Source organism: Skermanella stibiiresistens SB22, from assembly GCF_000576635.1.
In the GTDB taxonomy this organism is placed as follows: domain Bacteria; phylum Pseudomonadota; class Alphaproteobacteria; order Azospirillales; family Azospirillaceae; genus Skermanella; species Skermanella stibiiresistens.
Genome location: NZ_AVFL01000004.1, coordinates 17,789 through 32,848, shown reverse-complemented (window position 1 = coordinate 32,848; position 15,060 = coordinate 17,789). Strand labels below are relative to the sequence as shown.

12 protein-coding genes are annotated in these 15,060 nt (G+C 67.1%); 10 read left to right on the top strand and 2 right to left on the bottom strand.

Going from position 1 to position 15,060, the window contains the following annotated elements:
* The first annotated feature begins 184 nt into the window (after nucleotides 1-184).
* On the top strand, nucleotides 185-1,384 hold the full coding sequence (locus N825_RS06905; RefSeq protein WP_037448915.1) for a glycosyltransferase family 2 protein: 1,200 nt from the start codon (nucleotides 185-187) through the stop codon (nucleotides 1,382-1,384).
* A gap of 3 nt (nucleotides 1,385-1,387) precedes the next feature.
* On the opposite strand, the gene N825_RS06900 is transcribed toward N825_RS06905, so the two are convergent.
* Both N825_RS06900 and N825_RS06895 read right to left on the bottom strand, forming a co-directional pair.
* Entirely contained in the window at nucleotides 1,388-2,854 is a 1,467-nt protein-coding gene (locus N825_RS06900) for an oligosaccharide flippase family protein (RefSeq protein ID WP_037448913.1), read from the bottom strand.
* Nucleotides 2,855-2,959: 105 nt separating this feature from the next.
* Nucleotides 2,960-3,901, bottom strand: a complete 942-nt coding sequence (locus N825_RS06895; RefSeq protein WP_037448910.1) for an FkbM family methyltransferase — start codon at nucleotides 3,899-3,901, stop codon at nucleotides 2,960-2,962.
* A gap of 392 nt (nucleotides 3,902-4,293) precedes the next feature.
* Here N825_RS06895 and N825_RS06890 point away from each other — a divergent pair, with 392 nt between their 5' ends.
* The 9 genes from N825_RS06890 to xrtA all read left to right on the top strand — a co-directional run bounded on the left by N825_RS06890 (nucleotide 4,294) and on the right by xrtA (nucleotide 15,033).
* Nucleotides 4,294-5,019 (top strand): XrtA/PEP-CTERM system exopolysaccharide export protein, encoded by a 726-nt coding sequence (locus tag N825_RS06890; RefSeq protein ID WP_245613033.1) that lies wholly within the window; start codon nucleotides 4,294-4,296, stop codon nucleotides 5,017-5,019.
* Between the two features lie 46 nt (nucleotides 5,020-5,065).
* Nucleotides 5,066-6,643, top strand: a complete 1,578-nt coding sequence (locus N825_RS06885; RefSeq protein WP_037448904.1) for an XrtA system polysaccharide chain length determinant — start codon at nucleotides 5,066-5,068, stop codon at nucleotides 6,641-6,643.
* A gap of 62 nt (nucleotides 6,644-6,705) precedes the next feature.
* A complete protein-coding gene (locus tag N825_RS06880; protein ID WP_063833674.1) occupies nucleotides 6,706-7,692 on the top strand; it encodes a P-loop NTPase in 987 nt (328 codons plus the stop codon).
* Nucleotides 7,692-9,206, top strand: a complete 1,515-nt coding sequence (locus N825_RS06875) for a TIGR03016 family PEP-CTERM system-associated outer membrane protein (RefSeq protein WP_084164470.1) — start codon at nucleotides 7,692-7,694, stop codon at nucleotides 9,204-9,206. Before N825_RS06880 ends, N825_RS06875 begins: the two co-directional genes overlap by 1 nt.
* Nucleotides 9,206-10,267 (top strand): XrtA/PEP-CTERM system-associated ATPase, encoded by a 1,062-nt coding sequence (locus tag N825_RS06870; protein ID WP_051511663.1) that lies wholly within the window; start codon nucleotides 9,206-9,208, stop codon nucleotides 10,265-10,267. Before N825_RS06875 ends, N825_RS06870 begins: the two co-directional genes overlap by 1 nt.
* Nucleotides 10,254-11,165: an XrtA system polysaccharide deacetylase gene (locus N825_RS06865; protein ID WP_084164468.1), complete on the top strand. Its 912-nt coding sequence runs from the start codon at nucleotides 10,254-10,256 to the stop codon at nucleotides 11,163-11,165. Before N825_RS06870 ends, N825_RS06865 begins: the two co-directional genes overlap by 14 nt.
* The gene (locus N825_RS06860) at nucleotides 11,162-12,202 is read left to right on the top strand and encodes a FemAB family XrtA/PEP-CTERM system-associated protein (RefSeq protein WP_037448899.1); all 1,041 of its coding nucleotides are present in this window, start codon (nucleotides 11,162-11,164) and stop codon (nucleotides 12,200-12,202) included. The genes N825_RS06865 and N825_RS06860 overlap by 4 nt, the downstream gene beginning before the upstream one ends.
* Nucleotides 12,203-12,208: 6 nt before the next feature.
* Nucleotides 12,209-13,477, top strand: a complete 1,269-nt coding sequence (locus tag N825_RS06855; RefSeq protein ID WP_051511662.1) for a TIGR03087 family PEP-CTERM/XrtA system glycosyltransferase — start codon at nucleotides 12,209-12,211, stop codon at nucleotides 13,475-13,477.
* Nucleotides 13,474-15,033, top strand: coding sequence for an exosortase A (xrtA, locus tag N825_RS36255; RefSeq protein ID WP_051511661.1), 1,560 nt, complete (start codon nucleotides 13,474-13,476; stop codon nucleotides 15,031-15,033). The genes N825_RS06855 and xrtA overlap by 4 nt, the downstream gene beginning before the upstream one ends.
* The last annotated feature ends 27 nt before the right edge of the window (nucleotides 15,034-15,060 follow it).

Sequence of the window (15,060 nt, the reverse complement as noted above, 5' to 3'; positions counted from 1 at the left end):
GAAATGCTATGAAATTCATTGCAAGGTCGCTCCGCTTTCAAAGCCTCCAGCCCCTCACTTCGGGGTAATGCCGCAGGGCGGCACGGCATTGGCGGCGCGTCTGCTAGAACGGCGTGCGATCCGGGCCGATCAACCAACGCCGGAGCGAACCTCGCCGGACGGAACTTTGATTGAGCCGAAGCCCATGATGGAGCGCCTGACCTGCACCGTGATCATCCCGACCCTGAACCGGGCGGCATTCATCGGGGAGGCGATCGACGGCATCCTGGCCCAGACCAGGAAGCCGGATCAGGTCATCGTCGTCAACGATGGCTCGACCGACGGCACGATGGCGGTGCTGGAGGGCTATGGCGACCGGATCGAGGTGATCTCCAAACCCAACGGCGGCAAGGCGACGGCCATCAACATGGCGATCCCCCGCGTCCTGGGCGATTGCGTCTGGGTCTTCGACGACGACGACGTGGCGCTGCCCGACGCGCTGGAGCGGCATCTGAGCGCGCTGGAGAACGATCCAGAGGCGGGCTTCACCTATAGCGCCGTCAAGATCGGGCATTCCGGCCCCGATGGCCGCATGGCACTACGGCACGAAACCCGGCTGCCCAAGGTGGAGCGCGACGAGTTCCTGATCAGGATGATGGAGCACTGCTTCGTCCAGGGGCAGCCCGCCGTCGTCGTCCGGACCGACGCCCTCAAGCGGATCGGCCTGTTCGACACGCGGCTGGTGCGCTGCCAGGACTATGACGTGATGCTGCGGCTGGCGCGTCATTTCCCCCCCGCCAGGATCGAGGAGGCGACCTTCATCCAGCGCCGCCACGACGGCCCGCGGGGAACGCTCAGCCAATCCCACAGCGGCACCGATCCGTTCACGCAGTGGAGCCGCCACAACGCCATCTTCATATCCGAACTGCTGGACGACCTGCCGCTGACCGGCTACGTCCGCCAGTCCCAGCGCTTCCCCCAACCTTTCGACGAGCGGCTGGCGCGCGTCCAGCGCTTCGTCATCGCGGCCCGGCACGGCATCCTGGAACACGCCGAGCGCGATCTCGCCTGGATCGTGGCGAGCGGCGACGACCTGACCGCCGAAGAACGCCAGATGCTTTTCCGCTCGCTGACCCATTTCACGGCCCTGCGCGAGATTGGGCCGCGGACCTGCCTGCGGCTGGCGCGCCTTTGCTGGGGCAGGCTGGGCCGCCAGATCCGGGTCGCGATGGCGAAGGGCCTGATCTACGAGATGCTCGCCCCCAGCCCGGCGGGCGATCGGCGCTTTTCCAGCGCCCGCATCCTGACGCCGCGCGTCGTGGCCCTGATCGGCGTGTCGGGCGCCTTCGAACTGCTTCGGGAAAAGCTCAGCGGCAAGTTGGGGGGAGCGCGGGAGGCGGCCTGAGGCTCAGGCGCGGGCTGTCCGCAGCCAGCCGGCCACCCCGGCGCCGGCGACCCGGATCTCGCGGCGGATCGGATGGTCGAACACGAAGACCGCCGCCAGCCAGCCACAGGCCCCGCCGAACGCCGGCAGCACCAGCGAGAACCATGGGAAGCCCCGCTCGACCGCGGCGCCGGGGATCAGCAGCGGGACGGCCGCGGCCACAGCCATGGTGGTGAGCGTCACCGCCAGGCTGCGCCAGGTCGCGCGCGCCAGATCTCCGACGCCGAACCCGATGTACCTCCGGGTGGAATCGATCGTGACGACCAGCGCCACCAGATAGGCCGCGACCTGGGCCACGGCCACCGCCTCCAGGCTATGGAAAGCCGCCACCAGGGTGAAGCCGGCGCGCGGCACCTGGATCGCGATCTCCCGCCACAGGTTGGCCTTGACCTTGCCAATCGCCGTCAGCAGGGGGCCGCTCAGGATGATCAGCGCCATGACCGCGCCGCCAGCGCAGCAGATTTGGGTGACGACCACCGCCTGCTCCCATTGGTCGCCGTAGAGCAGATGGATCACCGGCCCCGCCAGCAGCGCCAGCATGCCGTAGAACGGCCAGGCCAGCCCCGTCATCAGGGCGGCCGCCCTGCCATAGTCGGGCCGCATGTCGATGCCCGCCCGGTACTGGTCGGCGAAAGCCGGCAACGCCACGCTCATGACGGTCGCCTGGACGGTCATGCGGAAGATGTTCAACAGGCCCATCGCCCGGCTGTAATAGGCCACCGCGCTGAACCCGAGCATCCGGCCGATGATCAGCTCCGCCATGTTGACGCCGAAGGTGCCGACCAGGTTGGCGCCGCTGGAGAAACCGCCGAACGCGGCGATGCCCCGCCATCCGGCCAGGGACGGCGTCATGAGGACGAGGTCGCGCCGGAGGAAAGCCAGGGCCGTGACCCCCGCCAACCCGCCGCCCAGAGAGGCCAGGGCCATGCTGAGATAGCTGAACCCCAATATCGCCAGCGTGATCGTCAGCGCCACCTGGATGGTCGAGGAAATCAGCTGGACGATGTAGAGCTTGCCGAATTGAAGCTCGCGGATCAGCATCGCCTGCGCCGGCAGGCCCAGAGGCGAGATGACGAAGGTCAGCGCCAGGATCAGCAGGACGTCCCGGATCCCGGCCCGGCCGTAGAAACCGGCGAGTGGTCCCGCCGCCACCGCGATCAGCGCCGCGACGACCCAGGCGAGCACCAGGGCCACTCCGAAGGCGGAACGCAGCTTGTCCCGGGTGAGGTCGCGCTCCTGGACGACATAGGCGCCCAACCCGAATTCCCGCATCGTCTGAGCCAGCGCTATGAACGCCACGCTGATGGAGAAGATCCCGATCTCTTCCGGTGTCAGGACGCGGGCGATCACCATGACCGACACGAACTGGATGATCATGTCGCTGTAGCGCGCGACGGCGGAGAGATAGACCGCCCTTCTCGTCTTCGACAATCCCGGCTCCAGTGACGGCGGATAGCGGCGGGCCGGACCTTAGTGCCGCCCCGCCGCCGTTGCCAGCGCGCGGAGAGCGCCGCCATCACCTCTTATGGATGATGTTCAGGGTGATGGCACCGGAGCCGGGTCCGCCGTCCCGGTCACCTTTTCCCCGGCCACCTTCGCCCCGGCCACCTCGGCCCCGGTCACCTCGGCGACACGCTCCTCCGGCACGAACAGGTAGTTGCAGTTGTCCGGATGGTAGGGGATGTCGTAATCGGTCGTCTCCAGCAGCTTGGCGTCGGCCAGCATCCGGAAGGACCGGTAGCCCCGCGCCCCGTTCATCCGCGACAGGCGCTCGACCGCCGCGAGGCGGCCTTCCCGGATCGAGGCGGCGACGGGACCGTCCTGGTCGATCCGGCTGACGCTGTAGGGCAGGATCTCGATCGATATGTAGGGACGGTGGCGCGCCACCGTCCGCTCCAACCCCTCCAGGACGTCGGCCTCGCCGCCCTCGACATCGATTTTCAGGACCGCGATCCGGTCGAGCGCCAAATCGTCGATCACGTCGTCGCCGATCCGCAAGGGAACCATGCGCGAGATCGGCTGCCAATCCGGAGGCCAGAAGCCCTCGACCGTCGTGGCGCGCGGATCGGCCGGCCCCTCGCTGGTCAGGGTGGCCAGACGATTGGCGTTGGACAGCCCGATCGGCAGGACCTTGAAACTGTCCAGCCGGTTGACCGAGATGAGCTGATCGACGTAGTGCAGGCAGAGCGGCTGCACCTCGAACCCGACATAGAAGCGGGCGCGGTCGTGCCGCGCCACCTTCAGCAGCGTCTGGCCGCAATTGACGCCGACATCGACGAACCAGCCGGGCCGCAGGTCCAGCAGGTGGGCGATCATGCGGTCCAGGATCGGCTCGTGCCCTCTCAAATTGTCGAAACCGAAACCCTCGATCACCGGAACCTTGAAGCCGCCGCCATCGGCGATGTCGAACCGGCAGTGGTAGCGGAGGAACGGAGACGACAGGATCGCCAGCTTCATTCGGTCGGCGAGGCTCTTCATACAGGCGTTCCCTATTTACCATGGCGCGATGCATATGAAACGAGCCGCCGTGATAGCCAAGGTCAACCGCCACCGTGAAGCGCTTAAAGGGTGTAGCGCGGTAAGTTTCGGCATCGGCGGCTATCGTTCGTATGAAGAAGCGCCAAGGACACGCACTGTCGAAATCGGCGTCCCGCTGTCGAATGACCCGGTTCCCGGTCCGTACGGTAACTGTTAGCCCTTTAGTGGTTGCCCGTACAGACCGTTGAAAACCCGTGGCATAGATGATTGTTTTCTATCGTTTTCGCGCGGAAACTTGGCGATTCGCTTAAAAAGCCAGCATTTCGATAAAGGGGTAGTGGGGTGGAGGAATGATTTCGCGCCGTTCTCGCGGTCGGGCGATGACGTCTGTCATGACGTTGGCGTCGGCGATCCTCCGCAGGGTGGATGCTGGTTCGGAACCGGCCCGCAGGTGGCTATCCGGGGCGCGGCTGTCCAAAGCCGCGTCAAGGATGGCGGCGGTGTGCCTGATCGCGGTCGGCGTCACGGGCTGCTCGTCGATCACCAGCCTGTTCAACGGCGACGATCCGCCAGCGCCGGGCAACGTCATGGTCCAGCAGCCGACGACGCCGGACTATCGCATTGGTCCGCTGGACACCATCCAGATCTTCGTGTGGCAAAGCCCCGAATTCTCGGTGACGGTGCCGGTCCGTCCCGATGGCCGCATCTCCACCCCCCTGATCGAGGATCTGGAGGCGACCGGCAAGACGCCGACCCAGCTCGCCCGGGCGATCGAGCAGAAACTGAAGGTCTACGTCCAGGATCCGCTGGTGACCGTGATCGTCAGCGGCTTCGCCGGTCCGTTCGACCAGCAGGTCCGCGTCGTCGGCGAGGCGGCCCAGCCGCGCGCCATCCCCTACCGGGCCAACATGACGATGCTGGACGTCATGATCGAGGTCGGTGGCCTGACCGAGTTCGCGTCGGGCAACCGCGCCGTCCTGGCGCGCGGCGGAAGCGCCACGACGGACAAGACGACGTTCAACGTGCGGCTGGACGACCTGCTGCGCGACGGCGACATCCGCGCCAACGTGCCGGTGCTGCCCGGCGACGTGATCATCATACCGCAGAGCTGGTTCTGAGGCCGGGAAAGGCCCTGGAGCGCGTGGAAAAATCCGGACGGTTCACATGAACGACCTGACGCTCAACCTCAAAGACCTGATGCGCCACTACGTCTCCGAGATGTGGGCGCGGCGCTGGTGGGTGGTCGGCATCGTCTGGCTCGTCAGCTTGGCGGGGTGGTTGGTGGTGGCGCGGTTGCCGGACAGCTACAGCGCCAGCGCCCGCGTCTATGTCGACACGCAGAGCCTGCTGAACCCTTTGATGAAGGGCATGACGGTTCGTCCCGACGTCGAGCAGCAGGTCGACATCATGCGGCGCACGCTGATCTCCCGGCCGAACATGGAGCAGTTGCTGCGCCTGACCGACTTGGACCTGACCGTCGACAGCGAGGGTGCGCGCGAGGCGCTGCTGTCGAACCTGGAGCAGCGGATCAGGTTCTTCGGCGAGGGCCGGCAGATCTTCAGCATCCAGTTCGAGGACTCCGACCCCAAGCTCGCCCATTCCGTCGTCCAGTCGATCCTGCAGATCTTCGTCGAGCAGAATGTCGGCGACAACCGCCGCGACATCGAGAAGACGCGCCGGTTCATCGAGGGCCAGATCACGGATTACGAGAAGCGGCTCAGGGACAGCGAAGCCGCCGTCTCGGAGTTCCGCCGGATCAACGCGGATGAACTCCGCTACAAGGATGTCATGAACAGCCGGCTGCAAACGGCCGAGTTCGACATCCGCCAGCTCGAGAACCAGCTCCAGTCGACGACGTGGCAGCGCGATCAGCTGCGCGCCCAGTTGGCCAGCACGCCCGAGACGCTGGCCGGGGCCGATCCCGCCCAAGCGCAGGCGGCCCAGGCCGCGACGCCGGCGGGCCAGCGGCTGGAGCAGCTGCGCCAGCAATTGAACGACATGCGGCTGCGCCTGACCGACCAGAACCCGTCCGTCATCAGTGTCCGCCGGATGATCCAGCAGGCCGAGGCCGATGTCCGCCGCCAAGCCACCAGCAGCTCGGTGCCGAACCCGGTGCGCCAGCAGATGCAATCGGAGATCGAGCGGCTGGAGTTCGAGATCAGCTCGCTCAACCGGCGCGTCGATCTGCGGAACAAGGATCTGGCCGACCTGCGGCAGCGACAGAACGAGGTTCCGGCGGTCGAGCTTCAATTGGCCCAGATGAACCGCGATTACGGTGTGTTGCGGCAGAACTACGAGCAGTTGATCGAGCGGCGCGAATCGATCCAGATGGCGGAGCGGCTGGATACCCAGACCACCAATGTCGACTTCCGCGTGGTCGATCCGCCGATGGTGCCCAACCGGCCGAGCGGACCGAACCGGATGCTGCTGTTCGGCGGCGTGCTGGGTGCGGCGCTGGGCGCCGCCCTGGCGGTGGTCTTCGTGCTGATCCAACTGAAGGACAGCTTCACCAACGCCAACGCGCTTCGGGACACCTTCAACCTGCCGGTGCTGGGCAATGTCAGCATGGTCGAATCGCCCCACCACAACCGCTGGCGGCGGCTGGAGGTGTCCGCCCTGGGTGGCTCGGTGGCGGTGCTGCTGGTGGTCTTCGCCGGGCTGATGGTGCTGTACCAGCCGGGGGCGCCGAAACCGACCCTGTCGGGTCTGGCCAGCGTCCTGTTCGAGCGCGGCGAGACCTGATCTCCGCGAAATCGCCCTTGGAAGGGCTGTACGAGAAGCTCGATAAGGGCAAGGCGACAAACATGGATCTCATCCACAGAGCGGTGCGGCAGTCGAACGCGGCGCGGCGCGCCCAGGTCGAGGAGCAACCACCGGCCCTCGAACCGCAAGCGTCTCCCCGGCTGGCGCCGGTGGCGCCGCCGGCGTGGGAAGCGGCCGACCCAGTCGAGAAGCAGGGGGCCGACAGGCCGGGAATACGGGAGATCTCGATCGACCCGGCGCACCTGCGCGACATGGGCCTGATCCATCCCGGCGACCGCCGGTCGCGGCTGGCCGAGGAGATGCGGCTGCTCAAGCGGCGGCTGATCCAGAAGATGAACCCGATGGACGCCGACGCCACCGGACGCACCAACATGGTGATGGTGACCAGCGCCGTCCCCGGCGAGGGCAAGAGCTTCATCTCGCTGAACCTGGCGCTCAGCTTCGTGGCGGACGAGCATTTCGACGTGCTGCTGATCGACGCCGACGCGATGCGCCCGAGCATCCTCCGGATGCTGGGCCTGCCGCCCGCGCGCGGCTTGTCGGACCTGCTGCTGGAACCCGACCTGGACCCGTCGGAGGTGCTGCTGCGCGATTCGAAGATGCGGCTGACCCTCCTGCCGTCGGGCGGCGAGGTGCCCTCGGCGACCGACCTCTACGCCAGCCCTTCCATGAAGGAACTGATCACGCGGCTGGCACACCAGCAGCCAAACAGGATCGTCATCCTGGACGCGCCGCCGGTGCTCGCCACCACCGAACCCGTGGTGCTGTCGCATCTGGTCGATCAGGTGCTGATGGTGGTGGAGGCCAACCGGACGCCGCAAGCCCAGGTCCAGCACGCGCTCGACCTGCTGGAGCCCTGCGACAACGTCAACCTGATCCTGAACAAGTCGGCCGTGACCAAGACCAGCGAGCATTTCGGCTCGTACTACAGCGGCTATTCCAAGGGGCGTTACGGCTACGGAAGTTCCAAGGACGCGAAGGACGAGGCCGGCAAGGGCAAAACCGCGGCGTCCGAAGAGAAGGCCTGATGAGACGGAGACCCAAACGTCGGCGGGCGCTGCTTCCCGTCGCCGCCCTGCTGGCGTTCACGCAGGGAATCGGCCCGGCTTTGGCGCCATCCGCGAAAGCCGCCAATATCCAGGTCGACAAGAGCGCCGGTTTCAACGTCACCATAACCGACAACGTCGACCTCGAACGGGACGACCAGGCGGACAGCGCGCTGATCCTGTCGCCTTTCGTCGGCATCAACGCGCGCGGCGACGGGGGGCGGGTCAACTTCGCCTTCGACTACCGGCTGACCATGGACACCATCCTGTCCAAGGACACCGACATCAACATCCGTAACGACTTCATCGGGTTCGGACGCACCGAGCTGATCGAGGACATGCTGTTCATCGACGCCGACGGCAGCGCCAGCCAGCCCCTGATCGATCCCGGCGGACGGACCTCCGGCAATTCCTCGTCCGGCCGGTCCAACAGGACGCAGGTCGTCAGCGGCTCGATCAGCCCCTATCTGCTGAATCGCTTCGGCCGCTACGCCGAGAGCGAGCTGCGCTACCGCTACTCCTACACCTTCGTGGGCAAGAACGAGCTTGGCGACAGCACGACGAATTACGGGCTGGCCAGGCTGTCGACCGGCCCGATCTTCAGCCGGGTCCGCATCGACGCCATCGCCGAGCAGGAGATCACGGAGTCGGACAACCGGACCGGCGACATCGACCGCTCGACCTACCGGCTGAATGGCCAATACGCGCTGTTTCGCCAGTTCTTCGCGCTGGGCTCGGTCGGCTACGAGCAGATCGACACCAACTCGCTGAACGACGACCCCGACGGGCCAATCTGGTACGCGGGCTTCCTGACCCGACCGGGTCCGCGCACCGAGCTGCGGTTCACCTATGGCGAGCGCTATGGCGAACCCGACATCAACGGTTCGCTGTCCTACAGGATCTCGCCGAACCTGACCTTCCAGGCCGGCTACGCCCATATCCTGGAAACGACCCAGCGGCAGTTCAGCAACTTCCAGCTGGCGGTGGACGACTCCGGCCAGTTGATCGACCCGATCACCAACCTGCCGGTCGACATCACCGATCCGGGATTCGGGCTGCGGACGGAGGCCTTCATCGCCAGCCGGTTCCAAACCTCGCTGGTCGGCAACTACGACCGCAACACCCTGACCCTGGCCGGCACGTCGGAGAAGCGGGAATACGACATCCGCCCCGACGAGAGCTACCTCTCGGCCCGCGTCGGCTGGACTCGCCGGCTGTCGCCCCAGACCAGCCTGTTCTCGGGCGTGGGCTGGCGGCGGACCGAGAGCGACGCCGCGACGACGGCGACCGCCACCACGGGCACGGCCAGCGGTGGATTGCTGGGCGGCACGGCGATCGACGCCGACACCTTCAGCGCCCGGCTGGCCCTGACCCACACTCTCGCCAAGGACGTTTACGGCAGCGTCTCTCTCGGCCGCACCCAGCGCGTGGCCGACGACGAGGACGACGAATACACCGAGAACTCCCTGACCTTTGGCGTACGGATCGTGTTCTGATGTTCGAGGATTTCTACAAGCTGACCGGGTCGCCCTTCAAGCTGGGGCCCGACCACCGGTTCTTCTTCCCGAGCCGGAATCACGACAAGGCCCTGTCCTATCTGAGGTACGGACTTCAGCAGGACGAGGGTTTCATCGTGGTGACCGGCGATGTCGGGGCTGGCAAGACCACGCTGGTCAGCCAGCTTTTCGCCGAGTTGGACAAGAAGCGCTTCCTGGCGGCCCAGATCGTCACCAGCAACATCGAAGCCGACGACGCGATCCGCATGATCCTGTCGGCCTTTGGCGTCACCACCCGCACGGGCGACAAGGCGACGCTGCTGCGGGCTTTCGAGGCTTTCCTGCTGTCGCGCCACACCGCCGGCCAGCGGGTGCTGATGGTGGTGGACGAGGCGCAGAACCTGCCGCTCCAGACGATCGAGGAGCTGCGGATGCTGTCGAACTTCACCGCCGACGGCAAGTCGCTGTTCCAGAGCTTCCTGGTCGGCCAGCCGCAGTTCAAGGAGGTGCTGGCCAATCCCGCGCTTGAGCAGTTCCGCCAGCGGGTGATCGCCTCGTATCACCTGGGTCCGATCTCGGCCGATGAGACGGCGGAGTACATCCAGCATCGCCTGCGCCTGGTGCGCTGGGACGGCGATCCCGTGATCGAGCCGGAGGCCTACGACCTGATCCACCGCCACAGCGGCGGCATCCCGCGCCGGATCAACACGCTGTGCGGCCGCCTCCTGCTGTTCGGCGCGCTGGAAGGGCTCCATGTGATCGACGCCCAGGCGGTCGAACTCGTGGTCGCCGACCTCAGGACCGAGGTTGCCGAGGTGACGTCGGGACCCGGCACCGTCAACGGGGGCGGGTCGGCGCTTCCCGATGGACAGGTCGCCGCCCTGCTGAGCGGGCTGGACGAGCGGATGGGACGCCTGGAGGCGCTGGCCGGTCGGGTGGACAGCCATGACCGCACGCTCCGCCATCTGCTGGAGACGGCGATCGGCTACCTCTCGGCCGACGCCGAGGCACCCCGCTGGAACGGCGCCGCCATAAAGGAGACCGGCGATGACCGGACCTGACACCGTCCGCGGTCCCTCCCCCGCCGCCATCGTCAACGCGATGTCGGTGGACGTCGAGGACTACTACCAGGTCTCCGCCTTCGCCGGATCGGTCGACCGGAGCCGCTGGGATGGTTTTCCGTCCAGGGTCGGCGCCAACACGCGCCGCATCCTCGACCTGTTCGCCAAGGCCGACGTCAAGGCCACCTTCTTCACGCTCGGCTGCGTCGCCAAGCGCGATCCTGGCTTGGTGCGCGCCATCGCCGACGCCGGCCATGAGGTCGCCAGCCACGGCTGGGAGCATCACCGCGTCGGCCAACAGACCCCGGCGGAGTTCCGCGCCGACGTGACGCGGACGCGGCTGCTGCTGGAGGACCAGTCCGGACAGGCGGTGACCGGCTATCGCGCGGCCAGCTTCTCGATCGACCGCTCGACCTGGTGGGCGTTCGACGAACTGGCGGAGGCTGGATACCACTACAGCTCCAGCATCCATCCGATCCGCCACGACCATTACGGCGTGCCGGACGCGCCGCGCTTTCCCTTCACACCGTCGGAAAGCGGTCATGATGATCGCCCAGGACTGACCGAGATTCCGGTCGGGACCATCGACCTGCGCGGGAGGCGGCTGTCCTGCGCCGGTGGCGGCTTCTTCCGCCTGCTGCCCTATCGGTGGTCGTCCTACGCGATCGGCAAGGTCAACCGCGTCGAGCGCCAACCGGTGACCTTCTATTTCCACCCTTGGGAGATCGATCCCGGCCAGCCCCGGATCAGCCCGGTTCCGCTGCGCTCGCGCATCCGCCACTACACCAACCTGTCGGTGATGGAGGCGAAGCTGAAGCGCCTGCTGGCCGACTTCAAGTGGGACCGGATCGACCGCGTCTATGGCGAACACCTGTCGCGAACCGGGACCACCCCATGACGGCCATGGTCGAGATCAAGACGCTGGACGGGGCTTCCGAACCAGCGTGGGAGGCGTTCGTCGCGGGCTCGCCCGAGGCGACTTTCCACCACCGTGCCGGCTGGGCGCGGGTGATCGCCCGAAGCTACCGCCATCCGACATATTTCCGCTACGCCAGCCGCGGCGGCCGGATCGTCGGCGTGTTGCCGCTGGTTCATGTCAAGAGCCCGCTGTTCGGCAACGCCCTGATCTCAACCGCCTTCGCCACCTTCGGCGGCATCGCGTCCAGCGATCCCGCGGCGATCCAGGCGCTGGCGAAGGACGCCGCCGATCTGGGAACCAAGCTGGGCGTCGACCATGTCGAATTGCGCCACGTCGATCCGCTGCCGATCGACTGGGCGGTCAAGTCCGAGCTTTACGCCGTGTTCCGCCGTCCGCTGGACGAGGATGTCGGCGTCACCTGGGGCGGCCTGCCGGCGCAGAAGCGGCAGGAGCTTCGGCGCGGCATCCGGAGCGGGTTGCGCCAGAGGGTGGGTCCCGACCAGTTGGAGACGTTCAACTGGATCTACGCCAACAGCGTCCGCAATCTCGGCACGCCGGTCCCGCCACGCGGTTTCTTCAAGGCGATCACGGAGGAGTTCGGCGACGCGGTGGAACTGGCGGTCGTCCACGGCGCCGCCGGACCGGTCTCGGCCGTCATGGCGTTTTACTTCCGTGACACCGTCTGCCCCTATTACGCCGGGGGTTTGCCAGCGGCGAGGACAGAGCACGCCTATGATTTCATGTACTGGTCCCTGATGGACAGGGCCACCGAACGGGGCGCCCGGCTGTTCGACTTCGGACGCAGCAAGCGGGGAACCGGCGCCTTCGATTACAAGCTGGGTTGGGGCTTCACGCCTCGATCGATGCATTATCAATTCCATCTGGTGCGCGGGCGCGAGTTGCCCAACGTCAACCCGCTCAACCCCAAATACCGCGTGATGGTGGAGACCTGGAAGCGCCTGCCGCTGCCCGTCGCCAACCTGATGGGTCCCGTATTGGCCCGCCAGATCGGCTGAGAAGCCATGCGAGACCTTTTGTTCCTGGCCCACCGCATCCCCTATCCACCGAACAAGGGCGACAAGATCCGGTCGTGGCATTTGCTGCGCCATCTGGCGGAGCGCCACCGCGTCCATCTCGGCTGTTTCGTCGACGATCCCGAGGACAGGATCCATGAGCCGGTGCTGCGCGCGCTGTGCGCCAGCTGCCACTTCGCCCCCATCAACCCTAGGCTGGCGAAGCTGGCGAGCCTGGGCGGATTGCTGAGGCGCGAGGCGCTGACCTTCGCCTTCTACCGGAACCGGGGACTGACCCGCTGGGTGCGCGAGACCCACGCCGCGCGCGACATCGCGGCGCAGTTCGTCTTCTCCTCGTCCATGGCGCCCTTCGCGGCGGCGGCCGATGGGTTTCAGGGCACCCGGATCGTGGATTTCATCGACTTGGACAGCGACAAGTGGCGACAATACGCCGATGCCGGACGCCCGCCGATGAGCTGGATCCACCGGCGCGAAGCCCGCCTGCTGGGCGCGGCGGAAGTCGCCATCGCCGCCGAGGCGTCGGCCAGCCTGTTCGTCAGCGAGGCGGAGGCCGACCTGTTCCGGCACCGGCGCGGCGTCGCGGCGGAACGAGTCCATGGGCTGGGCAACGGCGTCGATCTTGAATACTTCGACCCGCGTCGCGACTATCCCAACCCCTGGGCTGCGGGCGGACCGGTGCTGGTCTTCACCGGCATGATGGATTACCGCGCCAATGTCGACGCCGTGTGCTGGTTCGCCGCCGAGGTGCTGCCGGCGATCCAGGCGCGCCATCCGTCGGTCCGGTTCGCGATCGTCGGCGCCCGGCCCGACGCCAGGGTGACGCGGCTGGCCCAACAGCCGGGTGTGATCGTGACCGGGCGCGTGCCGGACGTGCGGCCCTTTGTCGCCCACGCCGCCGTGGCGGTGGCGCCGCTCCGCATCGCGCGCGGCATCCAGAACAAGGTGCTCGAGGCGATGGCCATGGCCCGCCCCGTGGTGGCGACCGTCCAGGCCCACGAGGGGATCGACGCCGAACCGGGGACCGACCTGCTGGTCGCGGAAGACGCCGCCGGTTTGGCCGATCACATCGGCGATTTGCTGGACGCCCCCGACGCCGCCCAAGCCCTCGGCGAGCGCGGCCGGCGTCGGCTTGCCGGTCACTACACCTGGGAACGCCGTCTGGCGCCGCTCGACCGAATCATGGATCAAGCCCCCATCGTGGCATCTGGCATGACCGGCGCCACATCCCCGCACGGACCCCGCGAGGAGCGGGCATGACCCACCGGATGACCCACCAGTCGACCGGGGGAGCCGGACCCGATATCCGCCACACCGCGCTGGCCGTCGGCGCCGACCCGGCGTGGCCCCTGGCGCTGACCAGCTTCGCGGGTCTGGCCGTCCTGATGGTGGCGCTGCTCCACGATGTCGCGGGGGCCATGGCCCACACGTGGTGGACCAACGTCACCTACAACCACGGCTTCTTCGTCCTGCCGACCAGCCTCTATCTGATCTGGCTGCGGCGCGCCGAACTACGCCGGATCACGCCCCGGCTCGAACCTCTTGGCTTGGTGGCGCTGGTCGCCATGATGGGCGGCTGGCTGCTCGGCCGGGCCGCCGACGTGCTGGCGGTCGAGGAGACGGCGATGGTCGGCATGCTGATCGGCCTGTTCGTCTTCATCTTCGGCCGGACGATCACCCGGCGGCTGGTGTTCCCCCTGGCCTTCCTGTTCTTCATGGTGCCGGTGGGCGACGCGCTGATCCCGCCGCTCCAGGACCTGACCGCCCAGTTCGCGGTGGCCCTGCTGCGGCTCATCGGCATCCCGGTGTTCCACGACGGCATCATGATCGAGATCCCGAACGGGCTGTTCCGGGTCGCCGAGGCCTGCGCGGGGGTCCGCTTCCTGATCGCGAACGTGGTGATCTCGGCGCTGTTCGCCCATTTGGCCTATCGGCGACGCTGGAAGTTCTGGCTGTTCCTGGGCATTGGTTTCGTCCTGCCGATCGTCGCCAACGGCTTTCGCGCCTTCGGCATCATCCTGATCGCCCATCTGAGCGACGGCAAGCTGGCCGCCGGGGTGGACCACCTCGTCTATGGCTGGCTGTTCTTCTCAATCGTGATGATCGTGCTGCTGGCGATCGGCAACAGCTTCGCCGACCGCCGGCTCGGCGACTTCTCGCGCGAGGCCATGGCCGTCCCCCTTCGCGCCGGGGGCAAGGGTTGGCCCTGGCGGATCAGGACGGCGACGCTGGCGGCATTCGTCCTGCTGGCCGGTCCAGCCTATGCCTGGACCGTGATGGCCCCGGCCGAAATCGTGTCCATGTCCACCGCCTTGCCGGCACCCACCGTGGCGGGCTGGCGGCAAGTGCCGGGAACGGGCTGGCAACCGGACTTCCCGGGTGCCGATCGAACCCTGTTGAGCGCGTTCGAGGGGCCGGAAGGCCGCCCGGTCGAGCTGTTCGTGGCCTATTACGCCCAACAGCGGCAGGGCGCCGAGGTGGTCTACTACGCCAACCAGCTCCAAGGCGGCGGCTGGTCCCGCGTCGCCAGCGGCGGCGTGGGAGGCATCGCCGACATGCCGACCGCGCGGCTGGACCGCATGGCGCGGGGCAACCAACAGAAGTTGGTGCTTTCGTGGTACTGGGTCGGCGGACGCTTCACGGCGAACGAGTATGAGGCCAAGCTGTACCAGAGCCTCGCCACCCTGTTCGGCGTCCACCCCGCCGCCGCGGCCATCGCGGTCGCGGCCGACACGCCGGAGGACGCCGCCCGGTTCATTGGAGCTTTCGCGCTCGAGCCCTATCTGGACTCCCTGGCGGAACCCCCCGTCCAGTGAGCCCCTATCTTTTACGAAAGCGCCGGT

What these genes read in the sequence shown, in the direction of transcription:
- N825_RS06880 (WP_063833674.1), top strand. Translation starts at nt 6,706, where the DNA reads ATGGATCTCATCCACAGAGCGGTGCGGCAGTCGAACGCGGCGCGGCGC.
- N825_RS06905 (WP_037448915.1), top strand. Translation starts at nt 185, where the DNA reads ATGATGGAGCGCCTGACCTGCACCGTGATCATCCCGACCCTGAACCGG.
- xrtA (WP_051511661.1), top strand. Translation starts at nt 13,474, where the DNA reads ATGACCCACCGGATGACCCACCAGTCGACCGGGGGAGCCGGACCCGAT.
- N825_RS06870 (WP_051511663.1), top strand. Translation starts at nt 9,206, where the DNA reads ATGTTCGAGGATTTCTACAAGCTGACCGGGTCGCCCTTCAAGCTGGGG.
- N825_RS06855 (WP_051511662.1), top strand. Translation starts at nt 12,209, where the DNA reads ATGCGAGACCTTTTGTTCCTGGCCCACCGCATCCCCTATCCACCGAAC.
- N825_RS06890 (WP_245613033.1), top strand. Translation starts at nt 4,294, where the DNA reads ATGACGTTGGCGTCGGCGATCCTCCGCAGGGTGGATGCTGGTTCGGAA.
- N825_RS06875 (WP_084164470.1), top strand. Translation starts at nt 7,692, where the DNA reads ATGAGACGGAGACCCAAACGTCGGCGGGCGCTGCTTCCCGTCGCCGCC.
- N825_RS06865 (WP_084164468.1), top strand. Translation starts at nt 10,254, where the DNA reads ATGACCGGACCTGACACCGTCCGCGGTCCCTCCCCCGCCGCCATCGTC.
- N825_RS06895 (WP_037448910.1), bottom strand. Translation starts at nt 3,901, where the DNA reads ATGAAGAGCCTCGCCGACCGAATGAAGCTGGCGATCCTGTCGTCTCCG.
- N825_RS06860 (WP_037448899.1), top strand. Translation starts at nt 11,162, where the DNA reads ATGACGGCCATGGTCGAGATCAAGACGCTGGACGGGGCTTCCGAACCA.
- N825_RS06885 (WP_037448904.1), top strand. Translation starts at nt 5,066, where the DNA reads ATGAACGACCTGACGCTCAACCTCAAAGACCTGATGCGCCACTACGTC.